This is a genomic window from Bradyrhizobium sp. UFLA05-153 (assembly GCF_054185185.1).
The window spans coordinates 1-15,008 of sequence record NZ_JBBIAM010000174.1; the positions used below are offsets into that span (position 1 = coordinate 1).

General features: G+C 62.6%; 16 protein-coding genes and 1 pseudogene. 5 read left to right on the forward strand and 12 right to left on the reverse strand.

Going from position 1 to position 15,008, the window contains the following annotated elements:
• A partial coding sequence (locus tag Q2941_RS47045; RefSeq protein ID WP_458196864.1) for a MarC family protein occupies window positions 1-243 on the reverse strand: 243 nt, incomplete at its 3' end.
• Between the two features lie 610 nt (window positions 244-853).
• On the opposite strand from Q2941_RS47045, the gene Q2941_RS47050 reads away from it, so the two are divergent.
• Window positions 854-3,352 carry an arylsulfatase gene (locus Q2941_RS47050; protein WP_458196866.1) on the forward strand — a complete coding sequence of 833 codons (2,499 nt, stop codon included), beginning with the start codon at window positions 854-856 and terminating at the stop codon, window positions 3,350-3,352.
• A 299-nt stretch (window positions 3,353-3,651) separates the two neighbouring features.
• On the opposite strand, the pseudogene Q2941_RS47055 reads toward Q2941_RS47050, so the two are convergent.
• Both Q2941_RS47055 and Q2941_RS47060 read right to left on the reverse strand, forming a co-directional pair.
• Window positions 3,652-4,205 (reverse strand): annotated as a pseudogene (locus Q2941_RS47055) (REP-associated tyrosine transposase).
• Between the two features lie 275 nt (window positions 4,206-4,480).
• Window positions 4,481-5,194 (reverse strand): hypothetical protein, encoded by a 714-nt coding sequence (locus Q2941_RS47060; protein ID WP_458196867.1) that lies wholly within the window; start codon window positions 5,192-5,194, stop codon window positions 4,481-4,483.
• A 205-nt stretch (window positions 5,195-5,399) separates the two neighbouring features.
• Here Q2941_RS47060 and Q2941_RS47065 point away from each other — a divergent pair, with 205 nt between their 5' ends.
• Together Q2941_RS47065 and Q2941_RS47070 are read left to right on the forward strand one after the other, a co-directional pair.
• Window positions 5,400-5,729, forward strand: a complete 330-nt coding sequence (locus Q2941_RS47065) for a DUF6949 family protein (RefSeq protein WP_027526450.1) — start codon at window positions 5,400-5,402, stop codon at window positions 5,727-5,729.
• 71 nt (window positions 5,730-5,800) lie between these two features.
• Window positions 5,801-6,331: a gamma carbonic anhydrase family protein gene (locus Q2941_RS47070; protein ID WP_458196868.1), complete on the forward strand. Its 531-nt coding sequence runs from the start codon at window positions 5,801-5,803 to the stop codon at window positions 6,329-6,331.
• A 9-nt stretch (window positions 6,332-6,340) separates the two neighbouring features.
• Here Q2941_RS47070 and Q2941_RS47075 read toward each other — a convergent pair whose 3' ends face one another.
• Both Q2941_RS47075 and Q2941_RS47080 read right to left on the reverse strand, forming a co-directional pair.
• Complete coding sequence (locus Q2941_RS47075; protein WP_254113889.1) at window positions 6,341-6,511, reverse strand: hypothetical protein; 171 nt, start codon at window positions 6,509-6,511, stop codon at window positions 6,341-6,343.
• Window positions 6,508-6,732, reverse strand: coding sequence for a hypothetical protein (locus tag Q2941_RS47080; protein WP_254111782.1), 225 nt, complete (start codon window positions 6,730-6,732; stop codon window positions 6,508-6,510). The genes Q2941_RS47075 and Q2941_RS47080 overlap by 4 nt, the downstream gene beginning before the upstream one ends.
• 258 nt (window positions 6,733-6,990) lie before the next feature.
• Between Q2941_RS47080 and Q2941_RS47085 the strand changes: the two genes are divergently transcribed.
• On the forward strand, window positions 6,991-7,215 hold the full coding sequence (locus Q2941_RS47085) for a hypothetical protein (RefSeq protein ID WP_371933057.1): 225 nt from the start codon (window positions 6,991-6,993) through the stop codon (window positions 7,213-7,215).
• Window positions 7,216-7,439: 224 nt separating this feature from the next.
• On the opposite strand, the gene Q2941_RS47090 is transcribed toward Q2941_RS47085, so the two are convergent.
• From Q2941_RS47090 to Q2941_RS47115, 6 genes are all read right to left on the reverse strand, one after another.
• The gene (locus Q2941_RS47090) at window positions 7,440-7,937 is read right to left on the reverse strand and encodes a hypothetical protein (protein WP_027526453.1); all 498 of its coding nucleotides are present in this window, start codon (window positions 7,935-7,937) and stop codon (window positions 7,440-7,442) included.
• Window positions 7,938-8,100: 163 nt separating this feature from the next.
• Window positions 8,101-8,832, reverse strand: a complete 732-nt coding sequence (locus Q2941_RS47095; RefSeq protein ID WP_027526454.1) for an aspartate/glutamate racemase family protein — start codon at window positions 8,830-8,832, stop codon at window positions 8,101-8,103.
• A 4-nt stretch (window positions 8,833-8,836) separates the two neighbouring features.
• Window positions 8,837-9,715 carry an ABC transporter permease gene (locus Q2941_RS47100; protein ID WP_254111784.1) on the reverse strand — a complete coding sequence of 293 codons (879 nt, stop codon included), beginning with the start codon at window positions 9,713-9,715 and terminating at the stop codon, window positions 8,837-8,839.
• Complete coding sequence (locus Q2941_RS47105) at window positions 9,715-10,671, reverse strand: ABC transporter permease (RefSeq protein WP_458196872.1); 957 nt, start codon at window positions 10,669-10,671, stop codon at window positions 9,715-9,717. Before Q2941_RS47105 ends, Q2941_RS47100 begins: the two co-directional genes overlap by 1 nt.
• Window positions 10,671-11,960: an ABC transporter substrate-binding protein gene (locus tag Q2941_RS47110; protein ID WP_254111785.1), complete on the reverse strand. Its 1,290-nt coding sequence runs from the start codon at window positions 11,958-11,960 to the stop codon at window positions 10,671-10,673. The genes Q2941_RS47105 and Q2941_RS47110 overlap by 1 nt, the downstream gene beginning before the upstream one ends.
• A gap of 44 nt (window positions 11,961-12,004) precedes the next feature.
• Window positions 12,005-12,991, reverse strand: a complete 987-nt coding sequence (locus tag Q2941_RS47115; RefSeq protein WP_458196869.1) for an ABC transporter ATP-binding protein — start codon at window positions 12,989-12,991, stop codon at window positions 12,005-12,007.
• 288 nt (window positions 12,992-13,279) lie between these two features.
• On the opposite strand from Q2941_RS47115, the gene Q2941_RS47120 reads away from it, so the two are divergent.
• Entirely contained in the window at window positions 13,280-13,999 is a 720-nt protein-coding gene (locus Q2941_RS47120) for a GntR family transcriptional regulator (RefSeq protein ID WP_027526459.1), read from the forward strand.
• A gap of 277 nt (window positions 14,000-14,276) precedes the next feature.
• On the opposite strand, the gene Q2941_RS47125 is transcribed toward Q2941_RS47120, so the two are convergent.
• Complete coding sequence (locus Q2941_RS47125; RefSeq protein WP_458196871.1) at window positions 14,277-14,561, reverse strand: hypothetical protein; 285 nt, start codon at window positions 14,559-14,561, stop codon at window positions 14,277-14,279.
• Window positions 14,562-15,008: the final 447 nt, after the last annotated feature.

The window sequence follows — 15,008 nt, forward strand, 5'->3', positions numbered from 1 at the left end:
GTGTATAAGAGACAGGACCATGCTTAGCGGCACTCCGAACAGACGCAGGATTAGTGTGCCGAAGATCAGGAAGAAGAAACTAAGTAGCAGTGCGTAGATGCACGCCTTCCGTGCGACCTGACGATGTGTTTCGGCATCCTTCGTTTCCAATAGTTTGAGATATACCGGCAGAACCTCTAGGGGGTTTATGATCGCGAGTAGCGTAGTGAAGGTGCCGACAAACAGCACGAATTCGCGATCCATGTTTAGGCCTCCGAAGCTCGCCGCTATTTCCGGGCCATGACGCGAATGGTCACTCGCCTTCGCTATCGCTCCGGGAACGGCAGTGACAATTTATCGAGTTCTGGATCATCATTGATCCAGATCAACATTAACCCTGCGATACGCCGTCTCTTCAATGCCAAGTCCGGTGAACGATCCAAGTATGGCTCACAAACGGATGGGCTAGATTTCGGAAGCTGAACTCTTCGGCAATGGCGTAACAGCGTCGTCCTATCACGCTGGGGAGGCGTGCGCTGTGAGGAAGTCTCGATTTCCGCTGTTCCTGATCTTCTTTATCGTCGGCGGCGTGCTGCCGTGCGGCAAGCATTCGCGATCTGTGGCCCAGACCGCCGACGAGACCCCCAAAGACATGCTCGCCGCCCAAATCCGTAGCCAAGGGATAGCTTGCAACCGAGCGCTGCGCGCCACGCGAGACGCCAGACGATCAAGGCCGGACCATGAGGTCTGGGTTCTGAGATGCGATAACGCGACCTACAGGATCGCCCGCTATCCCGACATGGCGGCCAAGGTAGAGCAATTGCGATAGCGCCATCTGCGTTGGGGCGCAGGTGGTGCAACAAGGGAGATGGTGATGAAAATATCCGTACTGTTACTCTCCGTCGCTGCGTTGAGCGTGCTCTCCTCTGTGCAGGCGCCGGGACAACAGACGACCGGCACGCCGGGCTCACCCGGTGCCACGACGACGATTGATGGAAAATATCTTCCGCCGCCGCCGCCAAGGTTTGGCGGGGAAATTGGCCTGCAAGCCAGCCAGTCAAAGCCGTATTGGCCCGCCCGTGTGGTGCCACCGCAGGGTGCACCCAACATTCTCCTGATCATGACCGACGACCAAGGCTATGGCGTCTCGGGCACGTTCGGCGGTGTTGTTCCGACACCAGCAATGGATCGCATCGCGCAGATGGGACTGCGCTACACGCAGTTCCATTCCACCGCGCTCTGCTCGCCGACCCGGGCAGCGCTCATCACCGGCCGCAACCACCACTCGGTGGGGTTCGGCACTATCTCCGAACAGTCCACCGGCTATCCCGGATACGACAGCATCATCGGACCGGAAAGCGCCACCATCGGCACGATCCTGAAGCAAAATGGCTACGCCACGTCGTGGTTCGGCAAGAACCACAACACGCCAAGCTATCAGTACGGCGCGGCGGGACCGTTCGATCAGTGGCCAACCGGGATGGGCTTCGACTACTTCTATGGCTTCATGGGCGGCGAAACAGACCAGTGGACGCCCTACCTGTTCCAGAACACCACGCAGATTTCCCCGTGGGTCGGAAAGCCGAACTACAATCTGACAACTGATATGGCTGACGAGGCTATCGCCCATATGCGACGGCTCAATGCTGCCGCGCCCGACCAGCCGTTCTTCGTCTACTACGTGCCCGGCGGCACCCATTCGCCGCACCAGCCGACCAAGGAGTGGGTCGACAAGATCCACGACATGCACCTATTTGACGACGGCTGGAACGCCCTGCGCGAGAAAATCTTCGCCAATCAGAAGCGGCTCGGCGTGATCCCCGCGAACACCCAACTTACCCCTTGGCCAGACGACCTGCAAAAATGGGATGCGCTAACGGCCGATGAGAAGAAGCTGTTCGCGCGCCAAGCGGAAGTGTTCGGCGCTTATGCCGCTTACACCGACCACGAGATCGGTCGCGTGATCCAAGAGGTGCAGGACGAGGGCAAGCTCGACAACACCCTGATCATCTATATCAGCGGCGATAACGGCACGAGCCCGGAAGGCACCACGCGCGGCACGCCGAACCAATACACTGCTTATAACGCCATTCTGGATTTGCCTATCGCTGAACAGCTGAAGGCCTACGATGTCTGGGGATCAGCCGCGACCTATCCGCATATGGCGGTGGCTTGGTCGTGGGCATTTGACACTCCGTTCAAGTGGACGAAGGAGGTGGCGTCGCACTTCGGCGGCACCCGTCAGGGCATGGCAATCGCATGGCCCAACCACATCAAGGATGCCGGTGGTATTCGCACCCAGTTCCACCACATGATCGACATTGTGCCGACCATCCTTGAAGCAATCGGCATTCCGGCGCCGGTGATGGTCAACGGGATCGCGCAGAAACCGATTGAAGGCGTCAGCATGGCGTACACTTTCGACAAGGCGAACGCCAACGCGCCGTCCACGCGCACCACGCAGTATTTTGAGATGTGGGGCAACCGCGCAATCTATCACGACGGCTGGTTGGCTGCGACAACGCCACCTGCGCCGCCGTGGCTTCTTGGTACAGCCAAGCTGCCTACGGACCTTGTGAATGGGTACAAGTGGGAGCTCTACAACATCGCGGAGGATTATTCGGAGAATAACGACCTCGCGGCCAAGATGCCGGACAAGCTGCGAGAGATGCAGGAACTGTTCATGGTGGAAGCGGCGAAGTACAACGTCTTTCCGCTGGACAACTCGGTCCTTCAGCGCATCATCGCGCCACGGCCAAGCGCGACCGCAGGGCGGGACACTTTCACGTACTCGGGCGAGATGTCAGGTCTGCCCGAGAGCGATGCGCCCAGCATCCTGAACAGGTCCTATACGATCACTGCCGAGGTGGACATTCCAGGCAGTGCCTCCACCGTTGGCCGCGCGGGCACGCAGGACGGCAACGAAGGGATGATCGTCACCCTCGGTGGCCGTTTCGGCGGCTACGGCCTGTATTTGCTCAAAGGCAAGCCCGTGTTTCTCTATAACCTCGTTGACCTCGAACGCTTCCGTTGGGAAGGCAAGGACGCGCTCGCGCCGGGCAAGCACACTATCGTGTTTGACTTCAAATATGATGGAGCCGGCTTCGGCAAGGGTGGCACGGGCGTCCTGAAGGTGGACGACAAGGAAGTTGCGACCAGCAAGGTCCCGCACACCACCCCATTCCTCATGACCATTGACGAAACCTTCGACGTGGGTGTCGATACCCGCACCCCTGTTGAAGACAAGGATTATCAAGTCCCGTTCCGCTTCTCCGGGAAGATTGACAAGGTCACCGTCAAGCTCGGGCCGGTGCAGCTAACCAGTGATGAACATCGGGTCATTCGGCACGCCCGCGCTGATGCGAATAACTAACTTTCGGCGGAGCCCCGAAGTCCACGGACTGCGGGGCTCTCGACGATGTTTTGCACGTTGGTGAGCTGGTAGGATGGGTGGAGCGCAGCGATACCCATCATCTCGCCATCCGCTCCGGCAGAACGTTCATCGAATGCATCGTCGAGACCGAAGCAGTCGCCGGCCCGGTCTTCGGGATGGACTCCGAGTCTGACGAGATCAGCACAGCGTGGCGTGATGGGTATCGCTGCGCTCCACCCATCCTACCGGGCTCTACTCCAACGCGACTCGTAGGATGGGTGGAGCGGCAGCGATACCCATCATCTCGCCCGCGGCTCCGGCGCTCGTTCGCCGAACGCATCGTCGTGACCTGAGGCGTTGCCGGCCCAATCCTCGGGATAGATTCCGAGCTTCACCATGCGATGAAAGGATGAATACGGCCAATCCCGCACCCGTGTCACCAGCCCATGCTTGACCGGATTGATGTGGACGTAATCGACGTGACTCGAGAAATCGTTTTCGTCCTGAATCGTGTGCTCCCAATAGCGCCGCTGCCAGATGCCGCGTTCGCCTTTGCTCGCGCGGCTACCCGAGATTCGTTCTCCGTTGGGCAGGCGCCGCGAAAAGCCGTTTTGATCAAGCGCCAGCGCGTGGCGAAATCGGCATCGCCCTCGGGCATTGTCCAGACGGAGTGGAGGTGATCGGGCAGGACGACCATCGCCTCGATCGTGAATGGATGGTTTTGACGCGTCTCCCTGAACGCGATCCGCAATACCTCAATGTGCTCCGTCAACAGCCGCAGGCGGCGCTCCGCCAGGTTGACGGTGAAGAAGAAGTTGCCTCCGGCGACGAAGTTGCGGCGGTAGTCGGTCATGGCGGGAGGTTAGCATAACCTGGCTTGATGGGTATCGCTGCGCTCCACCCATCCTACCGGACTCCCGCCCCAGCAACTGGGCGCCGGGTGGGAGATGTGTTGCCGCATCATTCAAATCGATCACCGCGATGATGCCAACTTGCACCTGATTTGCCCGACGCGTCAAGTGTTATTCGCATAATACGAAATTCGGTATCGCGGCTCCGGCTACTTTGCATGGGGTTGTTTTCGACGTTTTTAGAGGGAGGCTCCCCGCCAGGGCAGTGCGGCCGCGCTCAGCCCTTTGGCCCGCGCAGCTGCGCCGCCAGCCTCTCCATCGCTTCCGCCACGTCGCGCCACTGCGACAGCCAGCTTCGGGGAAATCGGAAGGTGAGGTCGGCGCCGTCGACGCGGCGCTCGGAAAGGCACATGCCGGGAGTGGCCGCATCGCGTGTGCAGCGCGCGGTCAGCGCGGGGCTCGTTGCGGAGAACAGGTCCTCGCTGCTGTAGGGCGTCTCGGTGCGGAACATCCGCATCGTCAGCCCGTCCTCCGGCGAGGTCGCGGCCTGATCGAGATAGCGCGGATAGATGGTGCTGACCCGCAGCTCCGGCGCGAGCGCATCGTGATGAGCCGCGATCGACAGGAAGATGCGGTCGATCGGCTGCATCGTCGCGTCCTCCACCGCATCGGCGGTGACATGCCTCGGCACGCCCGGCACTTCGAGCGAGGGGAAGAGGAAATCGATGTCGATGCGCTCCTGGGGTCCGGAGTGCCGCTGGATCTTCATCCGGATCGCCGCCGTCGGTACGTTGAACAGCGTGCCGCCGACGCTGACCGGCAGCCTGTCCGGCGCACTCGCGCCGACCACCGTCCCCCAGGTCGGCCACAGGAGATAGGCGACCACCGCCACAGCGCCGGCCGCGAACACGCCGCCGAGCACGAGCGGGGCGAGGTGCGCCCTGGTCCGGCCCTGACGGCCGCGGGAAGAGGTTGCCGAGAACACGCTCATTAATGGGTCGCCACAAAGTCGGCCGCTGGCCGACGAATCAACGGCGAATATGCCACGCGGCGGCGGTTCCGCGCATCCGGCCGCTCCCCATGGGGGGATGACTCAGGCGGGGCGCTCCGTTAACCTTTTCTTAAGGCTAATGTAGCGTTAAGCGGCACTTTTTGTCAGAGGAAGGGGCCAGCGTTGCGTATGGGCGGAACTTCCGATGACTCCTGAGACCTTGAATTCCTTCTTCTCCATCTGCATCGGCTTCGCGCTCGCGGGCGCGCTGGTGAATGGGTACCAGGCCCTTTCGCAGCGGCCCGCCGGCTTCGGGCTGTTGCAGGAGGGTGTGGCGCCGAAGACCTTTGCGGCCGTGCCATTCCTGGTGTTCGCGGCGCCCTTCATCATCATGCGCAACACGCTGCGCGGAGCACGGCTGGAAAGCCGCCGCATGGAATTCGTGATGATGGCAACCATCATCGCGGGCTTCTGGAGCATGATGAGCGGCACGTTCTTCCTGATGACGTTGCGCGCCGCCGGCGTGCTGGCCTGAGCACGCGCTTCGCGCCCTTTGCTTGAACGTCGCAGCTCCGCTATGCCAAGGTTTCCTGACAGGAGACCTTCATGGCGATCTACGAGCTTGACGGGCAGGCGCCCGACCTTCCCGCCGACGGCAACTACTTCATCGCCGACACCGCAACCGTGATCGGTCGCGTGCGCCTCAAGCCCGGCGCCAGCGTCTGGTTCGGCGCGGTGCTGCGCGGCGACAACGAGTGGATCGAGATCGGCGAGGGCTCCAACGTGCAGGATGGCTCGACCTGCCACACCGATCTCGGCTTTCCCCTCGTCGTCGGTAAAAACTGCACCGTGGGACACAACGTCATCCTGCACGGCTGCACCGTCGAGGACGGCGCGCTCGTCGGCATGGGCGCGATCGTGATGAACGGCGCGAAGATCGGTCGCAACAGCATCGTCGGCGCCGGCTCCGTCATCACCGAGGGCAAGGAATTTCCCGAACGCTCGCTGATCATCGGCTCGCCGGCGCGCGTGATCCGCACGCTCGACGATGCGCAAGTCTCAAGGATGGGCAGCGCGGCGAAGTTCTACGTCGCCAACGGCCCGCGCTTCAAGAAAGGCTTGAAGCGGATCGGCTGACGTCGCTCGTCAGCTTCCTTCGGATTCCCGGGCCTCGCGGGATCCGGCGATCTTCTCATGACCCGCGGCCCACAGCGCATGTTCGTCACTGCCGTCCTGATAGGGATTGGCCTCGGCGGGGATGTTCTCGCGCGCGGCGCGCTCGCCTTCGGCGAAGGGATCAGGATCCGTCGTCATCATTTTGCCTTTCCGGCTCTTGAACGCGCGGTCCGCTGGGCGTTTGCCTGATCGAGCTTGGCACTCTTGCGCAGTGCGTCCTTCAGGTCGGCCGGTATGCCGTGCTTTTCCAGGAGGTCTGCGAAGGCCTCGTCCGCCAGATCCTGAAGGGTCTCCATGCGATCGCGCGCAAGCTGCTTGAGCTTGCCGAACGTGTCCTCGTCGAATGCGATCAGCTTGCGCATGATCGTCGCTGCCTCCCTTTTCAAATCGTACGTGACGGAAATGTTCCGGAACGCGCCCCTGCGCCCATCGTTGGTGCTCGAAAGGGAGAGTTTCCGATGATGAGATTGCCTGCAACAGTTTCGGCATCGATAGCTGCATCGGTCCTTGGTCTGGCGGTCCTTGCGATGCCGACGACGTCATTCGCGCAAACGAGTGGAGGCGGCACGGGCGGAAGCAGCAGCAGCAGCGCAACGTCCGGTGCGACGGGGAGTGGCTCCGTGACTTCAGGTACGGCGGCGGGAACGTCCGCTACCGGTCCCGGCAGCGCCGGGTCGACGGGGCAGGCCACTCTGCCGCGGGGGACGAACAGCCTGGGCACCGCACAGTCCTCCGGCGGGACCGTCGGTATGGGATCCGGTGGAGACAAGTCAGTCGACTCGGCGGTCGATGCGGAGAACAAGCAGATGGACAAGACGGTGAAGAGCATCTGCCGCGGCTGCTGAGCCGGGAGGGAGGCCGATCCCTTAAGTGCTTGAAAAGCAGCCGCAAAAAACAAGGCCGTTGACGCAATATACCGCCAACGACCTTGCCAGCCCCGGATATTGAAATTGGCTCACGCCATCCGGTAACCGGGAGCATGGCGCGGAATCATACGGGGGAATGTGATCTAGTTCACATGCCACAAAATTTTGGCGCGTCAGGCGGGAACGAATCGCTGCCGGCCGGATCAGCTTCGCGATTTGCTTCGCCTGCGCAGGCTGGCGTGGCGGCGGGCCGGCTTCCGGCGGGTAACCGACGGCGTCTCGGTCTCCGCGGCCTGCGCGCTGGCGTAGGACTGTTTGAGCCCGTCGATGGATTCGGTCAGGGTCGCGACCTGCTCCGACAGGCGCTTGGTGTCGGCCTGCTGCGAGGCGAGCAGGCGTTTGACCGTCGAAAGCTGGTCCTGCACCACCTGAAGCTGGTCGATCGATTCCTGCTGGGTGGCTTCCAGCCCCTTGGTTTTCTCCACGAGCTGCTCGGAGGCCTGCGCGGTGCGGGCCTGCAGCAGCCGGGCGGTGACCACCCGGTCGGACTCCGGGGCTGTGCCGGTATAGACGCGCCAGATCGCGATCGAGGTGACCCCGGTGATGAGCAGGAGCAAGGTCGCAGCCGCGAGCGCGATCGGCTGGCTGCCGAGGCGGGTGAAGGCGCTGGTTCGCGTATCGCGCGGTGCGAGATCGATCATCGCTGACAAAGCCCAAAAAATGAACTGAAGTGGCGAAGACCAGCGGCAACGGCCGCCGGGGCGTCCCGAAAACGTTACGTTTCGGCAGGAAATGGGACCAAAAAGAGGCTGAGGGCTGAAAAAGGGCCGTTGCGGCCGCAGAAGGCCGCTTGGGCCACGGGATTCAGGGCTGAAAGCCGCCAAATGGCCCCGAATACGTCTTCGCCCGCGGCGCCGCATAGGGCCCGAGTCGCGACGTCGTCAGCCCGAGTCGCACCAGAGCCTCGGCGAGCGGCACCGCGGCGGCGACGCCGTCGACGACGGGGAGGCCGTGCTTGGTCGCGAACTCGCCGGCGAGGTCGGCCATGCCGGCGCAGCCGAGCACGATGGCTTCCGTGCGGTCCTCGCGGATCGCGGCCGTGATCTCGCTGGAGATCTTGCCGAGCGCATCGGCATTGCGCTCCTCGAGCGCGAGCACGGGGACCTCGGCGGCGCGGACGCGCGCGCAGCGCTCGGCGAGGCCGTATTTCCGCAAATTATGCTCGATCGGCACGATGGAGACACCGAGTGTCGTCACCACCGAGAAGCGCACCGCAATCAGGCTCGCCATATGGAAGGCGGCTTCGCCGATGCCGATCACCGGTGCCTTTGCGATCGCACGCGCCGCATCGAGGCCGGTGTCGTCGAAACAGGCGATGATGTGGGCGTCCGCGCCATCGCGGTCGGCGTCGCGGATGCAGCCGAGCATGCCGGGCACCGCAAAGGCCTCGTCGTAGAAGCCCTCAATCGAGACCGGGCCCATCGTGGGCTGGCGGGCATCGATCAATGTGTCCGGCAAGGCGACGGCACGCGCTGCCGCGGCGATCTTCGCCGTCATCGCAGCCGTGGTGTTGGGATTGACGATGTGGAGCCGCATCAGGTCACACCAGCCCCTTGCCGGCATCCGAGCCCTTTGCGGCCTGCCGCTTGTTCAGCACGTGGATGGCACCGAGCGAAAGGGTGATCACCGCGAAGGATACAGCGGAGATGATGGTGCCGAGCGCGTAGATGTCGGGCTTGGTCACCGTGGTGGTGAGGCCCTGGAGATCCAGCGGCAGCGTGTTCACCGAACCGATCGCCTGGCTTGAGCGGGCGAGCTCGTCCCAGGACAGCGTGAAGCCGAACAGCCCGATGCCGATCACCGAGGGCAGGATGATCGGCAGCACGACGTGACGGAAGGTCTGCCAGGGCGTTGCCCCGAGATCGCGCGCGGCTTCCTCGAGCCTGGGGTCGAAGCGGTTGAAGATCGCGAACATGATGAGCAGGCCGAACGGCAGCGTCCAGGTCAGATGCGCGCCTAAGCCCGAGGTGAGCAGGCCCATCGAGGTCTCGAAATTCTCGTTCCAGTGCGCCTTAATGAGGTCGTCGATGATGCGGAATTCCAGGGAGATGCCGAGCGAGGTGATGATGGAGGGAACGATGAGGCTCGCGATCGCCGAATAGAACAGGATGCTCTGCGCCTTGAACTTGCGGCGGAAGGCCATCCCGGCGGCAACCGACAGCACGACGGTGATCGCCATCACGACGAGCCCGAGCAGCAGCGAGCGGCGGAAGGCGGCACCGAGATCGACGATGCCGGTGCCCTGGAACAGCTTCGACAGCCAGTAGGTCGAGACCCCGTTCATCGGGAAGGTGAGGCCGCCCTGCGGCCCCTGGAACGACAGGATGTAGATCGCGATCATCGGGCCGTAGAGGAACAGCACATAGGCCGCGAAGAACACGGCGAGCACATAGAAGCTGCGCGGGCGTCCATCTCGCATCACAGCTCCTTCCTGATGTCGACGATGCGCGACATCATGGTGATGATCAGGAAGGTGATCGCGAGCAGGATCACGGCGTTCGCCGCGGCCGCCGGGAATTGCAGCGCGTTGAGCCGGGTCTCGATGATCTTGCCGGCGGCGGCGATCTGCTGGCCGCCCATCACGCCGATGGTGATGAAATCGCCCATCACGATGGTGATGACGAAGATCGAGCCGATCACGATGCCGGGCTTTGCCAGGGGAATGATGACGTTGACGAGGGTCTGGAACCCGGTGGCGCCGGCGTCATAGGCGGCCTCGATCAGCGACTTGTCGATGCGCACCATCGAGTTGAAGATCGGCACCACCATGAAGAACGTAAAGAGGTGCACCAGCGCCAGCACCACGGAGAATTCGGAATAAAGCAGCCATTCGACCGGCTGGTCGATCACGCCGATCTTGAGCAGCCCCGAATTGACGAGGCCGTTGCGGCCGAGCAGCGGAATCCAGGCGATCATGCGGATCACGTTCGAAGTCCAGAACGGTATCGTGCAGAGCAGCGACAGGCCCATCTGCCAGGTTTTGGATCTGATGTGGAAGGCGAGGAAGTAGGCGACCCAGAAGCCGATGAACAGGGTGATCGCCCAGACCATGAAGCACAGCTTCAAAGTCTTCACATAGGTCTTGCCGATCGTGCAGAGATCGGGGAGCTGCGCGATGCAGCCTTCGAACGTGTCGGTGTAGCCGCGCCCGGAGAAGGTCGGCAGCAACTGGTATTCGTTGTAATCCCAGAACGAGACGATGACCACGAACACCAGCGGGATCAGGAAGAAGGCGAGGAAGACGAGCATCATCGGCCCGGCCTGGAGCCAGGAGATGAAGGAGGGCGACAGACGCACCGCTTTCTGGCGCGTCTGTCCCAATCCCCGGGCGAGGCCCGGGGGTGCCTGTTGCAGGAGCTCGTCGGACGTGTCCATCACGCTGCGATGAACTCGTTCCACTTGCGGACCATGTAGTCGTTCTCGTCCATGACCGCGTTCCAGCAGGCGACGCCGCCCATGCGGTCCTCGTACGAGCCGCCGTCGCGCACTGCACCGGCCTTCTCGAGCAGCGAGCCGTCGGGCGCCTTGATGTCCTTCTCGGCGGGCTTGCCTTCCATCCAGTAGGCCCACTCGTAAGGCTCCATGTGCGCCTTCGCGGTCGAGAGCACCGCCGAGTAGTAGCCCTGGCGGTTGAGGTACGCGCCGGCGTAGCCGGACAGGAACCAGTTGACGAACTCGTAGGCCCAATCGAGCTTCGCACCCGACACGCCCTTGGAGACGCAGAAGCCCGAGGCCCAGGAGCGGTAGCCTTCCTTCAGCGGCTGGAAGGTGCAGGGGATACCCATCGAGCGCACCTTGGTGACCGCCGGCGACCACATCGACTGGATGACGGTTTCGCCCGAGGCCATCAGGTTGACGCTCTCGTTGAAGTCCTTCCAGAAGGCGCGGAACTGACCGGCCTTCTTGGCTTCGGTCATCACCTTCATGGTGAGATCGATCTCTTCCTTGGTCATGTTGCCCTTGTCGGCATATTTGTACTTGCCGGTGGCTTCCACGACCATCGCCGCATCCATGATGCCGATCGAGGGAATGTTGAGGATCGAGGCCTTGCCCTTGAACTCGGGATTGAGCAGCTCGGCCCAGGAGCTGATCGGCCGCTTGATGAGATCGGGGCGGATGCCGAGCGTGTCGGCATTGTAGACGGTCGGGATCAGCGTCACGAATTCGGTCGCCGACTTGGCGAAGGTCTTGGAGTCCTTGCCTTCGAGATAGAGCACCTTCCAGGGTGCGGTGCCCTGATTGCCGATCTTCTTGCCGCCGGGCGTCTCGCCCTTGGTGAAGACGGGCGTGATGTTGTCGAATTCCTTGATCTTCTTGGCGTCGAGGGCAAGGATGTTGCCGGACGGCACGAGCTTCTTCAGCGAGAAATACTCGGTGTCGAGCACGTCGAAGGAGTTCGGCTGGGTCATCACGCGCTTGGTGACGTCGTCGGTCGTCGCGGTGATGTATTCGATCTTGATGCCGGTGTCCTTCAGGCACTGCTTCGAGATGTCATCGCCCTCGTTCACGGCGGTGCCGAGATAGCGCAGCACTTTCGGCTCGGCCGACATCACGTAGGGAAAGCCGGTGATGGCGCCGGAGCCGGCGGCGAAACCGGCGAGGCCCGCGGTCCCCTTCAACAATGTGCGGCGGCTGACGCCGGTCTTCCTCGTCGTCTCTGTCATATCAGTCACTCCTCTGTGTTGCGCATTTTCTGGACTGGATGGCGCTATTGCAGACGCTGCGCCTTGGCGGGATCCCAGGTGGCCAGCACGCGATCACCCGGACGGAAGGGGTGGGCGTCGAAGGTGGCCTCGGGAACGTGGGAGAACAGGGCGGTCCCGTCGTCGAGCGTGAGCGAGACGGCGACATAGGAGCCCTGGTACTCGGTTTCCGTCAAAAACGCCGGCGCGCCGAAGGCGCCATCCGCGATCGGCTTGATGCCGAGCTGATCGGCGGCCACCGCGATCATCTGGCCGGCATCGGAGAGCACGTTGTGTCCGCCGATGAAGCGCGCGACGAACTCGGTGCGCGGATGATGGAAGATGTCGCGGGCGCTGCCCTGCTGCTCGATGCGTCCCTGGTTCATCACCACGATGTGGTCGGCGAGCGCCATCGCTTCCTCCTGGCCGTGCGTGACCTGGATGAAGCTGATGCCGAGCTCGCGCTGCAGCCGCTTCAACTCCCCGCGCATCCTGACCCGCAGGAACGGGTCGAGCGCGGAGAGCGGCTCGTCGAGCAGCAGGATTTGCGGCTCGGTGATCAGAGCGCGAGCCAGCGCCACGCGCTGCTGCTGGCCGCCGGAGAGCTGCGCCGGCAGGCGCCCGGCATAGGGCGTCATTGCCACCAGTTCGAGCAGCTCGCCGGCGCGCTTGTAGCGCGTCGCCCGATCGATGCCTCGCATCTTCAGCGCGAAGGCGACGTTGTCGATCACGGTGAGGTGCGGAAACAGCGCGTAGGACTGGAACATCATCGCGGTGCCGCGCTTGGCTGGCGGCAGGCCGGTGACGTTGTGGGGGCCGAGGATGATGTCGCCCGCGCTGACCGCCTCGTGGCCGGCGATCATGCGCAGCGTCGACGTCTTGCCGCAGCCGGAGGGGCCGAGCAGGCAGCAATAGGTGCCGGCCGGGATCTTGAGATTGACGCTGTCGACCGCCAGCGTCGTGTCATAGCGCTTGGTGACCGAGACCAGTTCGAGGGCGGCGGGAAGGGCCATGGGGCTCCCAGGGAAAGAGCGATTTACCGCTTTCCTCGGCAAGGCCCGTGCCAAGCGGAAGTCCGCGGCATTTTTTCGGAACTGCGTAGCAATGTCAGATCGTTAGCCCGGAGACGGCAAATCCGGGCGTCGCGGCGGTGGCCGCCATGGAGCATTATGCACACAAAATGGTCAGGGATTGTATAAAGTTTCGCCTGTCATTGGATACGGCTGGTCGACTAACCTTTGGAGCCTGCTTTGACGATCGAGCCCCAAATCAACGAGCCCACATCCAACGAGCCAAAGTCCATGGCCGCCAAAGCTCAACCGAAGTCTGACACGTCGCTCGCTGCCGACAATGGCAGCGACCGCGTCAGCCGTATCCGGGAGGGTGTGACGACTGCGATTCTCGAGCACCGGCTGCTGCCGGGGACGAAGCTCGGCGAGGACGAAATCGGTGAGATCTACGGCGCGAGCCGCACCCTGGTCCGCACCGCACTCCACCAGCTCGCGCATGAGGGGATCGTCAGCATCGAGAAGAATCGCGGCGCTTTCGTTGCGCGGCCGACGCCGGCCGATGCGCGCGAGGTGTTCGAGGCGCGGCGGCTGATCGAGCCGTCGATCGTCGATCACGCCATCGACGCAGTGTCGCCGGATTGGCTCGAGCGCCTGCAGCAACATCTCGCCGAAGAGCATGCGGCAGAGACCCGCGGCGACGCCAGGGCCTCGATCCGGCTGTCCGGCGAGTTTCACCGGCTGGTCGCCGAGATGTCGGGTCACAGCATCTTTGCCGGTTTTCTCAAGGAGCTGATCGCGCGCTCCTCGCTGATCATCCTGCTCTATCGCCGCCACGACACACCCGCCTGCGGCACCAGCCATCATGCCGAGATCGTCACTGCGATCCGCAGGCAGGACAAGTCGCGGGCACGCGAGCTGATGCTCTCACATCTCACGGAAATCGAGGCCGAGCTGTTTCTGAAAGAGCCGGCCGCTGACGAGCCGCGGCTCTCCGACGTGCTTGGCGCCTGAGGCGCGGATCGCAGCCTCCGCCGGACGGGTAGGACTGGCCTGGGGCTCGCGCGTCAATGCAAGCTTTCACTTTCGACGGCGAGCTGTCCGTCTTGTGTGATCTCGTATTCGTCGTCTCGCTTCCTCATCCACCCGGACCTGACCATCTCCCGCGCGGTCTGAATGGAGCAAATCGGATGGTTGCCTCCGGGGTGATACAGCCTGTCATTTCGGACGATCAGATGCCCGTAGAGCTGAGCCTGACGCAGTGCCCTGCGCATTCCGGGCGAAGGATTCTTCATATCGCCTCAAGCTCGTGCGCGATTTGCGTGGGCTCAAAGCGAGCGACGCGTCGAAAACCCTGCCAAAGCTCTATCACCTCGTGATCTGCCAATAGCTCCGCTCTCAATTTCGCGGTTGCGTCATCTGCGCATGTGAGATCGATGCGGCCGGCGATATGTTCGCCAGGCTCCATCACATAGGCACGATAGTCGATCCACCCCCATGTCCTCGGCACTTTGTGCTTCAGGAGGTCCAACGAGATGCGCAACTGCTCGAGCGACAGGGCGATGTGCTCGTCCACGATGCGGCTGCGAGGCTCAGTCGGACTGCGAGGCGGCACGCAATCGATTACGCGCATGGTGGAGATCCTCCAGCCGCAATTGAACGATCTCGGAGGTCGGCTGTTCCATTCTTCGGAACAGTTTTCGAACTGGCGTCAAATGATGCCAAACAGGATGAAAAAGCCGACCTCGACCAGGAAAACGAGACCGGTGATCATCGACATCAGAAACACGTCACCCGGCGACAGGAACTGCATGGCTCGCCCTCACACCACTCGCGAGCCCCCATTGGCAATTCACCTATGTTAAAAAAGTTTCGGTTCCAAGGTGCATAACGAACGCGAAAGCGCGGCGGCCTTTCGCCGCCGTCCGCGCCCTAGGTGTGGCCTGTCAGGAGGTTGTCCATCTGGTCTGAACCGAGGAAGCTGAGGTTGCGAAGCTTCAGTGTTCCAAGGAGAGACCAGATG

Coding starts and splice junctions, on each gene's coding strand:
- Q2941_RS47100 (WP_254111784.1), bottom strand. CDS start 9,715: ATGCGAGATGGACGCCCGCGCAGCTTCTATGTGCTCGCCGTGTTCTTC.
- Q2941_RS47075 (WP_254113889.1), bottom strand. CDS start 6,511: ATGATGACGACGGATCCTGATCCCTTCGCCGAAGGCGAGCGCGCCGCG.
- Q2941_RS47080 (WP_254111782.1), bottom strand. CDS start 6,732: ATGCGCAAGCTGATCGCATTCGACGAGGACACGTTCGGCAAGCTCAAG.
- Q2941_RS47060 (WP_458196867.1), bottom strand. CDS start 5,194: ATGAGCGTGTTCTCGGCAACCTCTTCCCGCGGCCGTCAGGGCCGGACC.
- Q2941_RS47065 (WP_027526450.1), top strand. CDS start 5,400: ATGACTCCTGAGACCTTGAATTCCTTCTTCTCCATCTGCATCGGCTTC.
- Q2941_RS47070 (WP_458196868.1), top strand. CDS start 5,801: ATGGCGATCTACGAGCTTGACGGGCAGGCGCCCGACCTTCCCGCCGAC.
- Q2941_RS47090 (WP_027526453.1), bottom strand. CDS start 7,937: ATGATCGATCTCGCACCGCGCGATACGCGAACCAGCGCCTTCACCCGC.
- Q2941_RS47120 (WP_027526459.1), top strand. CDS start 13,280: ATGGCCGCCAAAGCTCAACCGAAGTCTGACACGTCGCTCGCTGCCGAC.
- Q2941_RS47050 (WP_458196866.1), top strand. CDS start 854: ATGAAAATATCCGTACTGTTACTCTCCGTCGCTGCGTTGAGCGTGCTC.
- Q2941_RS47105 (WP_458196872.1), bottom strand. CDS start 10,671: ATGGACACGTCCGACGAGCTCCTGCAACAGGCACCCCCGGGCCTCGCC.
- Q2941_RS47110 (WP_254111785.1), bottom strand. CDS start 11,960: ATGACAGAGACGACGAGGAAGACCGGCGTCAGCCGCCGCACATTGTTG.
- Q2941_RS47115 (WP_458196869.1), bottom strand. CDS start 12,991: ATGGCCCTTCCCGCCGCCCTCGAACTGGTCTCGGTCACCAAGCGCTAT.
- Q2941_RS47095 (WP_027526454.1), bottom strand. CDS start 8,832: ATGCGGCTCCACATCGTCAATCCCAACACCACGGCTGCGATGACGGCG.